Raw genomic sequence first — 12,053 nt, 5'->3', positions numbered from 1 at the left:
GGGCTGGGCGTCAGCCACGCGCCACTCGTCGAGCACGGGTTCGGCGGGGTCTACGACAAGCCGTTGACCACCATGCGCACGTATCTCGACAAGATGGCCGCCGTCCCCGAGGCGGTCGAACCGGGCGCGGGCCGGCCGGTCCGGCTGCTGGCGGCACTGGGCCCCAAGATGATCGAGCTGTCCGGCACGCACGCCGACGGCGCCCACCCGTATCTGGTGCTGCCCGAGCAGTCGCGCAAGACCCGCGAGTTCCTCGGCCAGGACAAGTGGATCGTTTCCGAGCAAGCGGTGGTCGTCGGCGGGGACGCCGACCAGCAGCTCCAGTACGCCCACGGCCATCTCGACGTCTACAGCGGGCTGCCGAACTACCGCAACTCCTGGCTGCGGCAGGGATTCGACGATTCCGACCTGGTGCGCGGCGGGTCGGACCGGCTGGCACGGGGGCTGGTCGGCATGGGGTCGGTGGACGACGTGGCCGCCCTGCTGCGGGCCCACCTCGACGCGGGCGCGGATCACGTCGTCGTTCAGGTGCTCAGCGACAGCCCGGTCGCCGACCCTCGCCCCGCCTTGCGAACGCTCGCCGAGGCGCTTGACTTCGGCTAGGTCTGCTCGGCGGCGGGCTCGTCCGCGACCCCGTCGGCACGCTTGGCCCTGCGGCGCCGCTTGTACCACTCGATGAAGATCGGGGTGAGCGACGCCAGCGCGATGAGGACGAAGATCGGTTCGAGGAGCTTCTGGATGACCTCGAACTGCCCGAGCCAGTACCCGAGCAGGATCAGGCCGAGGCTCCACACCAGGGCGCCGATGACGTTGAACAGGGTGAAGACGCCGTAGTTCATGCGGGCGGCGCCCGCGGTGATGGGGGCCAGGGTGCGCACGATCGGCACGAACCGGGCCAGCACGATGGCGAACGGGCCGCGAGCCTCGAAGAAGGCGTGGGCCTCGTCGAGGTAGCGCTGCTTGAGGAACCGCGCCTTGGGCTTGAACATCGAGGTGCCGATGCTGCGGCCGATCCAGTACCCGACCTGGCCGCCGAGGATCGCGACGATGGGGACGAAGACCAGCAGCTGCCAGAGGGGGAAGTTGGCGTCGACCTCGCGGGCCTGGGCGGCCGTCCCGGCAGCCAGCATGCCCGCGACGAAGAGCAGGGTGTCGCCGGGCAGCACCGGGAACAGCACGCCGGACTCGATGAAGACGACGACCAGCAGCCCCACCATCGCCCAAGCGCCGAAATAGCCGATCAGCGTCACCGGATCCAGGAAGTCCGGCATCAGCGCGAGGGTGGTCGTGGTCATGGCTCACAAAGATACCGGTGGCTACCTGACGTCTTGCTGAGGCGAGCAGGGGCGGGTCCGGATTCGCCGTGGGGCTGCCGGACGCGAGGTCACGTGGATAGGCTCGAACGATGGCCACCCACCAAGCCGTCCACGTCGCGTCCGCCGGTGAAGCCCTCGTCCTGGCCGACGTCGAAACCACCTCACCGCCGCGGGACCACGTCCGGATCGCCGTCGCCGCGGCCGGGGTGTGCGGCACCGATCACGCCTTCGTCAACGGCGGATTTCCTGGGCTCTCTTGGCCCATCACCCCCGGACACGAGATCGCGGGCACCGTCGCGGAGATCGGAGACGGCGTCGAGGACTTCGCCATCGGTGACCGGGTGGAAGTCGGCTGGTTCGGCGGAAACTGCAATCGCTGCGTGCCCTGTCGCAAGGGCTACTTCATGCAGTGCGAGCGACTGCAGGTGCCGAGTTGGCACTACCCGGGCGGCTACGCGGAATCGGTCATCGTGCCGGCGACAGCCCTGGCCCGCATTCCCGAAGGGCTGTCGTTCGTCGAGGCAGCACCCCTTGGCTGCGCGGGCGTGACGACGTTCAACGGGTTGCGCAGCACCAAGGCCAAGGCCGGCGACCTGGTAGCGGTGCTCGGTGTGGGCGGCCTCGGCCACCTCGGTGTGCAGTTCGCCAGGGCCATGGGCTTCGAGACCGTCGCGATCGCGCGCGGCGCCGGCAAGGCCGACGACGCGAAGAAGCTCGGCGCGCACCACTACGTCGATTCCAACGCGTCGGACGTCGCGGCCGCGCTGAAGGACCTGGGCGGCGCGGCGGTCGTTCTGGCCACGGCGGCGAACTCCGAAGCGATGGCCGCAACGGTCGGCGGACTCGGGCCGCAGGGTGAGCTGGTCACCATCGGCGTCACGCCGGACAACCTTCCGATCAGTCCGCTCGCGCTGATCAACGCGGGGCTGTCGGTGACCGGACATCCGTCGGGCACTTCGCGTGATGTCGAGGAGACCATGCACTTCGCGGTGCTGACGGGGGTCCGCGCCGTGGTCGAGGAGCGGCCGCTCGCGCAGGCCGCCGAGGCGTACGAAGCAATGGACACCGGCAAGGCGCGTTACCGGATGGTGCTGACCGTCTAGCCCTGAGGTGTCGCAGTCCCGCTGTTGTTGAGATACTGCCAAGACAAACGGTCGAAGCGCTGAATCCCAGGAGGAATCCCATGCCCATCGCCACGCCCGAGATCTATGGCGAGATGCTGGACCGCGCCAAGGAGCACTCCTTCGCGTTCCCGGCCATCAACTGCGTCGGCTCGGAGTCGGTGAACGCCGCGATCAAGGGGTTCGCCGATGCGGGCAGCGACGGCATCATCCAGTTCTCAACCGGCGGAGCCGAATTCGCGTCAGGGCTCGGTATCAAGGAGATGGTCACCGGCGCCGTCGCACTCGCCGAGTTCGCGCACGTGGTCGCCGCCAAGTACAACGTCACCGTCGCGCTGCACACCGATCACTGCCCGAAGGACAAGCTGGACACCTACGTCCGTCCGCTGCTGGCCATCTCGGCCGAGCGGGTGGCCAAGGGACAGAACCCGCTTTTTCAGTCGCACATGTGGGACGGCTCCGCGGTGCCGATCGACGAGAACCTCGAGATCGGCAAGGAGCTGCTGAAGCTCGCGGCGGAGGCCAAGATCATCCTCGAGGTGGAGATCGGCGTCGTCGGCGGCGTGGAGGACGGCGTCGAGGCCGAGATCAACGACAAGCTGTACACCACCGCCGAGGACTTCCAGAAGACCATCGACGCCCTTGGCGCGGGGGAGCACGGCAGGTACCTGCTCGCCGCGACGTTCGGCAACGTGCACGGCGTCTACAAGCCCGGCAACGTGAAGCTCAAGCCGGAGGTGCTCGCCGAGGGCCAGAAGGTAGCGGCGGCCAAGCTCGGGCTGGCCGAGGGATCCAAGCCGTTCGACTTCGTGTTCCACGGCGGATCGGGCTCGCTGAAGTCGGAGATCGAGGACTCGCTGAAGTACGGCGTGGTGAAGATGAACGTCGACACCGACACGCAGTACGCGTTCACCCGGCCGCTCGCCGGACACATGTTGGCCAACTACGACGGCGTGCTGAAGATCGACGGCGAGGTCGGCAACAAGAAGGTCTACGACCCGCGCAGCTATCTGAAGAAGGCGGAGGCAGGCATGACCGAGCGCGTCGTCGAGGCCTGCAACGACCTGCACAGCAGCGGCCGCTCGGTGACCGCCGGCTAGCGATTTCGGCGCGCCCATCCGCGCTCACCGCGGTCGAGCGCGCCGAAATCGCAGGCTATTGGGGGGCTTGGCAGATCTTCCACTGCTGGTCTCGGAACTCCAGATCGAAGCTCCGCGTCGAGCGGGTCGACGGGTCGAAGGCCATGAACGACGTCACGTTGGCCTCCGCGTGGTTGTCGTTGACGACGACCTGATCGATGCTCGCCACGACGGGGTACTGCCTGGCCGTGGCGACGCGCGAGTGGATGTCGTTCCACTGCCTGTCGTCGTACCTGACGTAGCCGTCGGCCGTCTCGCCACACGTGATGGTGCGCAGCGTCGAGAGATCGCCCTTCTGGATCGCGGTGTCGAAGTTCTGGATCGTCGTGCGCACCATGTCCTCCTGCGACACCGCGGGAGGGTCGTCACGGGTGAGCAGCACGGTGCCGAGGATGGCGACCGCGGCCAGCGCGGCGATGACGAGCACCACCGCGATGACCCAGCCCCAACTGCGGCGGCGGCCAGGCGGTTTCGGGGTATCGCCGCGGCCGGGAATCAGCTGGGGCGCAACGGATCCGGACTGTGCGATCGGCCCCGTGTTGGCGCCTGCCGCGGCGGCGCCTGCCGGGGCCTCCGAAACGGACAGGATCTCGGTGGCGGGCTCTGGCGCGGTTTCGATGATCTGCGTCTTGCCCGCGTCGAACCCCGATGGGGCGGTGAATCTGCGCTCGGGCTGCTCGGGCTGCTCGGTCTCTGCGTCCTTGGCCAGGCTGACCGAGTCGATCACCTCGGTCTCGGGCGCGGCCGCGTCGCTCCCGACCGGCTCGTCGTTCTCGTCCGTCCCCGATGGGTTCGACATCCGTGCCTCGGTCCTCCCTCGTGACTACTGCAGAGCTTATCCATCCGCGCTGGGCGATGCCTGCGACGAACGCACGAACATCCGCACGGCACAATAAGCGCATGACACACATGGGAGATCTGCTGGGGCCTGATCCGGTCCGACTTCCGGGCGACACCGAGGCCGAGGCCGAGCTGGCCGCCGGCGAGAACCCGGCGATCGTCGCCGCCGCACATCCATCGGCGTCGGTGGCCTGGGCGACGTTGGCCGAGCAAGCGCTCGACGACGACAAGGCGGTCACCGCCTACGCCTACTCGCGCACCGGTTACCACCGCGGTCTGGACCAGCTCCGCCGCAACGGGTGGAAGGGGTTCGGCCCGGTGCCCTACGCCCATCCGCCCAACCGCGGCTTCTTGCGCTGCGTGGCCGCGCTGGCCCATGCCGCGGACGCCATCGGTGAGACCGACGAGTACCAGCGGTGCCTGGACCTCCTCGACGACTGTGACCCCTCGGCGCGCGCGGAGCTCGGCCACGCTTAGCGGGAGTTCTGCCGCAACGCAGCGCACAGTGCGGTGACGTCAGCGGCGAGGAAGTCGGGGCACGCGTCCAGGTCCGGTGGCGGCACCGCGGTGCGCAGCGCCACCGCAAGCCCGTGCAGCTGCCTCCGGTAGGCCAGCGCGTCGGCGGGACCCAGCAGTGGGCCCGATTCGTGCTTCTCCATCTGCCAGCAGGCGGTGATGGTGCCGTAGGCGATGTGCTCGGTCACGAGGACGGCCGGTTCCAACCGCTGACCGGTGGCGCGCAGCGGCCCCGAAACGGCTTCGGCGGCGTCGGCCGCGTCGCGCAGGTCGATCGCCGCCAACTGCAGGTCCCGGCGCGCGGTCCTGGCGGCGAGGGTCGACGTGTCGACAGCGAGGTGGGCCGAGGTCGCCGCGGCCGCGTCCGGGGCGTCGGCGATGGAATCGACGAGCCTGGTGGATTCTTGGAACCGACTGGTCACCAGGAAGACGGTAACGCCGACGGCGCAGCCGACCAGGGTGTCGCTGCCTCGGGCCAGCAGCAGTTCGACGATGTCGACGTGACGGGTGCCGGTGGCGATCGTCAGGGCCGCCGCTGTGATGAACACGGATGCCAGCCCATAGTGGCGTACGACGAGCATCTCGATCACCAGCTGCGGTACCGCCAAGATCAGCGCGAGCCAGAGCCCCTGCGGGTGCAGCCAGAGGATGCTCGCCGCGAGCGCCAGCCCCACCCAGGTGCCCGACAACCGGTCGGCTCCCCGCCGCAGGGTGCGACTGCGGTCCGCGGACGATGCGGGGCCCAGCGGCACCCGACCGATGTCGCGCGTCGCGACCGTTTCCGGGGCCAGCTCGAGGGAGGCGATCCGGCGGGCGGTCGCAGCGGCGTCGGGCGGGGGCACGCCACCGACGGTGGCCGTCGACATCGAGTCGGTGAATACGACGTGCAAGGCGTGGTTGACGGCGCGCAGGCGCTGCAGCGTGCCGTCGGAATGCTCGACCAGCTGGAAGCTGATCAACGCATTCCACGCTTGGTGCAGTGCGGTCGCGGCGCGATGCCTGGCAGCGAGCTCGCTCGGCGATCCAACCGCCTCGACGTAGGAGGCCACGGCCGCGCCGGCCGCGGAGAGCGCCGCGCGTTCCGGGCGAAGCCTGCCGCGCAGGGCGCCCGCCATCTGCACCAGCCACGCCACCGCCCCGCCTGACAGCACCAGCGCGCCGGTCTGCCAGGGCGCCAGGTGCTGCGCGGACACCCCGACCCCGGCCGCACATGCCAACGCGAACACGTAGGCGCCAGGCGGCCCGACCGCCAGCGCGTTGCACAGCCACACCGCCGCGACCGCCACCGCGGAGACGACCGGCACTCCGAGCCAGGGCACTTCGGCCGCCCAGCAGCCCACCGCGACCGCGGCGGCCAGCGCCACCGAGACCACTGCGAGCTGCACCCCACGGTTCAGGTAGGGGCGGTCACCACCGAACCGTGAGGTGAAGGCGCCGATGGTTGCGATCAGCCCGGACCCGACGTTGCCCGCCCGGCGACGACGGGAACCGCGGTGCTGATGGTCGCGCGAACCGCAATGGGCCACCGCGGGTTCATCGCTTACCCGATCAGAACCAGGCCGACCAGAACCGCGTCAGCTGAGAACCGGACGGCACCAGCCATCCAGGGATGTTGGACAGATCAACGAACCACAACACGATCGAGAAGAACCACTGGTTGAGCACCGGGGCGAACAGCAGGACGAACAGGATCAGGAAACCCCACCGCTTGACGGGTTCCAGCTGGCGCTGCGTCTCGTGCTTGAGGTGCGGTTCGAGCGCGCCGTAGCCGTCGAGGCCCGGGATGGGCAGCAGGTTGAGCAGCACGGCCGTCACCTGAAGGAAGCCCAGGAAGGCGACGGCCGACCAGAAGACCGCGTGCGCGGCGTCGAAGAAGAGCCGGGTGAGCACCAGCAGCACGATTGCCAGCACGACGTTGGCGAACGGCCCAGCCAGGCTCACGGTCGTCCGCTGCCGCTTGGTCATCGACCAGGTACGGACGTAGACCGCGCCACCCGGCAGGCCGATCCCGCCGAGGGCGATGAACAGCACGGGCAGCCCCAGCGACAGCAGGGGATTGGAGTACTTCAGCGGGTTCAGCGTCAGGTAGCCACGGATCTCGACGTCGTGGTCACCGTAGCGCCACGCGGTGTAGGCGTGGCCGAATTCGTGCAGGCACAGCGACACCAGCCAGCCGAATACGACGAAGATGAAGACCCCGACATAGGCCAGCGGCGTGCGGTCGAATTGGGCCAGCCACGCGACCACTCCGCCGACGGCCGTGATCGCCACGATCGCCAGAAAGACCGGGCTTGGGCGCACCGACTGGCGCAGTGGACGGATGTTCACCACACGAAACTACTTGAACGGACCGATAACCAGCCCTGCGTGTTGCGGTAGAACGTCGACCGCCGCGCTGGGCGGCTCGCCCTCGTGCCGTCGCGCACCACCAGCGTGCCCGTCGTCCCGAGCTGCGCGGCGCGCCCGGTCACCCAGCGTCGCGGTCGCAACCAGCCGGTGAGAACGCGGGCGCGCAGACCGGGCAGATCGGACGTCGGCTCGATCCGCACGCCCGTCGCCTCGCCGTCGAACAGCACCGTGTCGTCGACGACCGCTTCACCCGTGACGGTGCGCGCGGTGTCCTCGGGTGGCAGCCAGAGGGCCGCACGGGTGAGCACGGCACCCGTCTCGTCGCGGATCAACGGGACGCGTCGAGCGGCCGCGGTGCGCGCCCGGCGCGCTGGCCGTCCTCGCCGGACGAACGCGACCTCGACGTCGAGGCGGTCGGCGCGCAGCAGCCGCGACAGCACCACCGCGAGGTCCCCGTGTGTTCCCAGTACGATCAGCCGCCGCACGTCGACCATGGCGTCCACGTCGGCCGGATTGGAGACGGACACGGCGGGTAAGTCGGCTAGGGCACGGGGCACGCGTCGCCCATCGAAGCTCAGCACGATGACGTCGGGGGAGACATCTGGGGTGGCCAACGCACTCCTTGCAAACAGCCGGGGATCAGGTCAGATAAGGTGTGTCACCGGCTGCCACAGTATCGAGGCAGATGAGCGGAAGAGAACGCCATGCCGGCAATCGTCCTCATCGGCGCCCAATGGGGCGACGAGGGCAAGGGAAAGGCCACCGACCTTCTCGGTGGTCGCGTCCAGTGGGTTGTTCGATACCAGGGGGGGAACAACGCCGGTCACACCGTCGTCCTGCCCAACGGCGAGAACTTCGCACTTCACCTCATACCATCGGGCATTCTGACGCCTGGTGTCACCAACGTGATCGGCAACGGCGTCGTCGTCGATCCGGGTGTGCTGCTCACCGAGCTCAAGGCTCTCGACGACCGCGGCGTCGACACCTCACGCCTGCTGATCTCGGCTGACGCGCACCTCTTGATGCCCTACCACGTGGCGATCGACAAGGTGACCGAGCGGTACATGGGCAACAAGAAGATCGGGACGACGGGCCGCGGTATCGGGCCCTGCTACCAGGACAAGATCGCGCGCATCGGCATTCGGGTCGCCGACGTGCTGGACCCCGACTCGCTGACCCAGAAGGTCGACGCCGCACTGGAATTCAAGAACCAGGTGCTCGTCAAGATCTACAACCGCAAGGCGCTCGACCCGCACGAGGTGCTCGACGCCCTGCTCGAGCAGGCTGAGGGCTTCAAGCACCGCATCGCCGATGCCAGGCTGCTCCTCAACGAGGCACTGGAGAACGGCGAGATAGTGCTGCTGGAGGGTTCTCAGGGCACCTTGCTCGACGTGGACCACGGCACGTATCCCTACGTCACGTCGTCGAATCCGACGGCGGGTGGCGCAGCCGTCGGCTCGGGGATCGGCCCGACCCGCATCACCGCGGTGCTGGGCATCCTGAAGGCGTACACCACGAGGGTCGGGTCGGGGCCATTCCCGACCGAACTGTTCGACGAGTACGGCGCCTACCTGTCCAAGACCGGCGGCGAGGTGGGCGTCACCACCGGGCGGGCCCGTCGCTGCGGCTGGTTCGACGCCGTGATCGCCCGTTACGCCACCCGCGTCAACGGCATCACCGACTACTTCCTGACCAAGCTCGACGTGTTGTCGAGCCTGGAGACCGTGCCGGTGTGCGTGGGCTACACCGTCAACGGCAAGCGCACCAACGAGATGCCGATGACCCAGAGCGACATCGCCCGCGCCGAACCCATCTACGAGGAACTGCCCGGTTGGTGGGAGGACATCTCCGACGCACGCGAGTTCGACGACCTGCCCGCCAAGGCGCGCGACTACGTACTGCGACTAGAAGAGCTTGCAGGCGCCCATGTTTCGTGCATCGGCGTCGGGCCCGGGCGCGACCAGACGATCGTGCGCCGCGACATCCTGGCTCCCAAGTGACGGGCGATGAGCGCTTGCGCGAAGAGAAGACGACCACGGCAGAAGATCCCGACTACGACCAGCACGGTGGGTTCCCCGTCTTCGAACCCGCTTCGCCCGGACCGGGATTCGGCCCGTTCCTGGCGTCGATGCGACGGCTGCAGGACCTCGCGGTGTCGGCCGACCCGGACAGCGACACGTGGGTCGACGCGGCCGCCCGCGTCGAGGAGCTCGTCAAGCTTCTCGACCCATTCGAGGCGCCCGAGGGCGTCGGTCCGGCCAACCGGGTGCCCACCCTTCCCGGTTCGGGCAGCCTGCTCATGCCGCCCTATCGGGTGACCAGATTCGAGTCCGACGGCGTCGAATTGACCGTGCAGTTCAGTCGTTTCCACGTCGGCGGCAACTCGGCCGTCCACGGTGGGGTGCTACCGCTGCTCTTCGACTCGACGTTCGGCATGGTGATTCACGCCGCGGGCCGACCGATCAGCCGCACCGGCTTTCTGCACGTCGACTACCGCAGCGTCACGCCGATCGACACCCAGCTGAAGGTGCGGGCGTGGATCCGCTCGGTCGAGGGCCGCAAGGCGTTCGTCAACGCCGAACTGCGTCGCCCCGACGGCAGGCTGTGCGCGGAGTCCAACGGATTGATGGTCCGGCTGCTTCCCGGCCAACCCTGACTTCGTCGCGACCTCACCGATCCACTCGCCGAAACTGCGGTGAGATCCTGATTTCGCCGCGAATTGCGATCTCACCGCGGTTTCGGAGGGATTGCGGGGTCGGCTCTGTCACCATGACGCGGTGAACGAACATCCCACGTCCAAACAGCTCCGCATACTTTCGACTCCTCGGGCGGCGGCGGTGGCGGGTGTTCTGTTCGCGCTGCTGTTCGGCACCGCTCTCGTCCTGATCCGGACCGCGCTCCCCGACCACCCCGAGATCGGGACCCCATGGGCGGACGGCGCCAAGGCGAAGGTCCGCATCGCGGCCATCCTGATGCCGTTCTCCGGCATTACGTTTCTGTGGTTCATCGGCGTGGTGCGTGACGGCTTCGGCCGCTTCGAGGACAAGTTCTTCGCGTCGGTGTTCATCGGGAGCGGACTGCTGTTCCTGGGGATGACGTTCGTCGCCAGCGCAGTCGGCGTGGCGCTGTCGTCGAGTCACGGACTCGGGACCGACGCCGACGTGGTCGCGTTCGGCCAGACGCTGATGACGACCCTGACGAAGACCTACGCGCTGCGCATGGCGGCGGTGTTCATGATGTCGCTGGCCACGATCTGGCTCAAGACCGGTCTGATGCCGCGGTGGCTGGTGTTCACGACCTACGCGGCGTCGGTGGCGCTGCTGATCTCAGCCGACGTGAGCATGTGGATCACGCTGGCCTTTCCGGCGTGGGTCCTGGTCGTCAGCCTGCTGGTGCTGAACCGCGCGGGCGTCATCGACCTCGACCGGCACCACGACGTCACTCCAGCCGCAGCGCCGAAGCTGGACAGATCTTGACGGCCTCGCGGGCGTGGTCCTCCTCGCCCTCGGGGACGTCGTCGGTGCGCAGGACCACGACGCCGTCGTCGTCGGCGTCGAAGAGCTCCTCCGAGACCATCATGCAGTTGCCCGACGCAATGCAGGCGTCGCGGTCGGCTATCAACTTCATCGGGGCATCACCACCTCACCAACAACGACCGTAGTCCGTAGATGAAGTGAAACGAACGGAACTGGACGTCTTCGAAGTCTTCGGCGAGCGCCAGCTCGGGGAAGCGGCGGAGCAGGGCCGGCCACGCGATCCGCATCTCCATCCGGGCCAGTGGAGCGCCGAGACAGTGGTGCACGCCGTGCCCGAACGCCAGGTGCCCGGGCGCGCCGCGGCGGATGTCGAGAACGTCTGGCGACGAAGTGAATTCGGGATCCCGGTTGCCCGCCGGCAGCGAGGCGAAAACCAACTGACCGGCGGGGATCGGCACCCCGGCGATCTCGACGTCGGCAGTGGTGATCCGCGGTATCGAAGTCTGCACGATGGAGAGCCACCGCAGTAGCTCCTCGACCGCCGGACCGACGGCATCGGGATCGTCGCGAACTGCGATCAGCTGGTCGGGGTGGCGTAGCAGCGCAAGGGTGCCAAGCCCCAGCATGTTCGACGTGGTCTCGTGTCCGGCGAGCAGAAGCAGGCCGGCGATGCCGACGAGTTCGTTGTCGGTGAGTTCGTGGCCGTGCTCGCGCACCAGCGTGCCGAGGATGTCGTCACCCGGATGGCTGCGGGCGCGGTCGACAAGCGAGTGCATGTACTCCCGACCTTGGCGCTGCAGTTCCATCCGCTCGGGGATCGGGAGCGACAGGTCGAGCTGACGCCCGGAGCGGGTCTGGAAGTCGGCACGGTCGGAGTAGGGCACGCCGAGCAGCTCGCAGATGACGAGTGAGGGGGTGGGTAGCGCGAAGTGCTGTACCAGATCGGCGGGTGCGCCCGCGGCCTCCATCGCGTCGAGGTGGTCCTCGACGATCTCGGTGATCCGTGGTTCCATCCGCTTGATCCGACGGAAGTTGAACTCCGGCGTGAGCATGCGGCGCAACCGCTGATGTTCGGGCGGGTCGAGGCCGAGCAGGTTGCCCGCTCGTGCGCTGGCCTGCTCCTCCTCGGGCATCACGGGCGCGCCGGGGATGACGAACCCGGGCGGGCGCGCGTTGGAGAAGTGTTCGTAGTCCGACAGCACCGCCTTGACGTCGTCGTGGCGGGTGACCAGGTGGACCTTCATGCCGAAGGCGCTGATCACTTCACGGACACCGGCGGTCTCGCGAATCTGTCCG

14 protein-coding genes are annotated in these 12,053 nt (G+C 68.3%); 7 read left to right on the top strand and 7 right to left on the bottom strand.

What is annotated here, in order from left to right:
- Nucleotides 1-603, top strand: a 603-nt coding sequence (locus QOI01_RS16900) for a TIGR03620 family F420-dependent LLM class oxidoreductase (RefSeq protein ID WP_526382869.1), incomplete at its 5' end; no start/stop codon positions are given.
- On the opposite strand, the gene QOI01_RS16895 is transcribed toward QOI01_RS16900, so the two are convergent.
- Nucleotides 600-1,295, bottom strand: a complete 696-nt coding sequence (locus QOI01_RS16895; protein ID WP_526382867.1) for a VTT domain-containing protein — start codon at nt 1,293-1,295, stop codon at nt 600-602. The genes QOI01_RS16900 and QOI01_RS16895 overlap by 4 nt on opposite strands.
- A 110-nt stretch (nt 1,296-1,405) precedes the next feature.
- Here QOI01_RS16895 and QOI01_RS16890 point away from each other — a divergent pair, with 110 nt between their 5' ends.
- Together QOI01_RS16890 and fbaA are read left to right on the top strand one after the other, a co-directional pair.
- On the top strand, nt 1,406-2,419 hold the full coding sequence (locus tag QOI01_RS16890) for an alcohol dehydrogenase catalytic domain-containing protein (protein WP_526382865.1): 1,014 nt from the start codon (nt 1,406-1,408) through the stop codon (nt 2,417-2,419).
- Nucleotides 2,420-2,499: 80 nt separating this feature from the next.
- A complete protein-coding gene (gene fbaA, locus QOI01_RS16885; protein ID WP_526382863.1) occupies nt 2,500-3,537 on the top strand; it encodes a class II fructose-bisphosphate aldolase in 1,038 nt (345 codons plus the stop codon).
- Between the two features lie 55 nt (nt 3,538-3,592).
- Here fbaA and QOI01_RS16880 read toward each other — a convergent pair whose 3' ends face one another.
- On the bottom strand, nt 3,593-4,375 hold the full coding sequence (locus tag QOI01_RS16880) for an Rv0361 family membrane protein (RefSeq protein ID WP_526382861.1): 783 nt from the start codon (nt 4,373-4,375) through the stop codon (nt 3,593-3,595).
- Nucleotides 4,376-4,476: 101 nt separating this feature from the next.
- On the opposite strand from QOI01_RS16880, the gene QOI01_RS16875 reads away from it, so the two are divergent.
- A complete protein-coding gene (locus QOI01_RS16875) occupies nt 4,477-4,893 on the top strand; it encodes a DUF3151 family protein (protein ID WP_526382859.1) in 417 nt (138 codons plus the stop codon).
- On the opposite strand, the gene QOI01_RS16870 is transcribed toward QOI01_RS16875, so the two are convergent.
- The 3 genes from QOI01_RS16870 to QOI01_RS16860 are packed head-to-tail and all read right to left on the bottom strand — an operon-like array spanning nt 4,890 to nt 7,895.
- Nucleotides 4,890-6,458 (bottom strand): FUSC family protein, encoded by a 1,569-nt coding sequence (locus QOI01_RS16870; RefSeq protein WP_526382857.1) that lies wholly within the window; start codon nt 6,456-6,458, stop codon nt 4,890-4,892. The two genes, QOI01_RS16875 and QOI01_RS16870, sit on opposite strands and share 4 nt — an antisense overlap.
- 22 nt (nt 6,459-6,480) lie before the next feature.
- Entirely contained in the window at nt 6,481-7,260 is a 780-nt protein-coding gene (locus tag QOI01_RS16865; RefSeq protein WP_526382855.1) for a site-2 protease family protein, read from the bottom strand.
- A complete protein-coding gene (locus QOI01_RS16860; RefSeq protein WP_526382853.1) occupies nt 7,257-7,895 on the bottom strand; it encodes a peptidase M50 in 639 nt (212 codons plus the stop codon). The genes QOI01_RS16865 and QOI01_RS16860 overlap by 4 nt, the downstream gene beginning before the upstream one ends.
- A gap of 90 nt (nt 7,896-7,985) precedes the next feature.
- Here QOI01_RS16860 and QOI01_RS16855 point away from each other — a divergent pair, with 90 nt between their 5' ends.
- The 3 genes from QOI01_RS16855 (at nt 7,986) to QOI01_RS16845 (ending at nt 10,757) form a co-directional block, all read left to right on the top strand.
- The gene (locus tag QOI01_RS16855; RefSeq protein WP_526382851.1) at nt 7,986-9,281 is read left to right on the top strand and encodes an adenylosuccinate synthase; all 1,296 of its coding nucleotides are present in this window, start codon (nt 7,986-7,988) and stop codon (nt 9,279-9,281) included.
- The gene (locus QOI01_RS16850) at nt 9,278-9,937 is read left to right on the top strand and encodes a PaaI family thioesterase (protein ID WP_526382850.1); all 660 of its coding nucleotides are present in this window, start codon (nt 9,278-9,280) and stop codon (nt 9,935-9,937) included. Before QOI01_RS16855 ends, QOI01_RS16850 begins: the two co-directional genes overlap by 4 nt.
- A 121-nt stretch (nt 9,938-10,058) precedes the next feature.
- Entirely contained in the window at nt 10,059-10,757 is a 699-nt protein-coding gene (locus QOI01_RS16845) for a hypothetical protein (RefSeq protein WP_526382848.1), read from the top strand.
- On the opposite strand, the gene QOI01_RS16840 is transcribed toward QOI01_RS16845, so the two are convergent.
- Together QOI01_RS16840 and QOI01_RS16835 are read right to left on the bottom strand one after the other, a co-directional pair.
- Nucleotides 10,720-10,908, bottom strand: coding sequence for a ferredoxin (locus QOI01_RS16840; protein ID WP_526382846.1), 189 nt, complete (start codon nt 10,906-10,908; stop codon nt 10,720-10,722). The genes QOI01_RS16845 and QOI01_RS16840 overlap by 38 nt on opposite strands.
- A gap of 7 nt (nt 10,909-10,915) precedes the next feature.
- Complete coding sequence (locus QOI01_RS16835) at nt 10,916-12,046, bottom strand: cytochrome P450 (RefSeq protein ID WP_526382871.1); 1,131 nt, start codon at nt 12,044-12,046, stop codon at nt 10,916-10,918.
- Nucleotides 12,047-12,053: the final 7 nt, after the last annotated feature.

The sequence above is a fragment of the Mycobacterium sp. genome, from assembly GCF_032162605.1.
Lineage (GTDB): Bacteria > Actinomycetota > Actinomycetes > Mycobacteriales > Mycobacteriaceae > Mycobacterium.
This window is presented reverse-complemented; position numbering and strand designations above follow the sequence as displayed.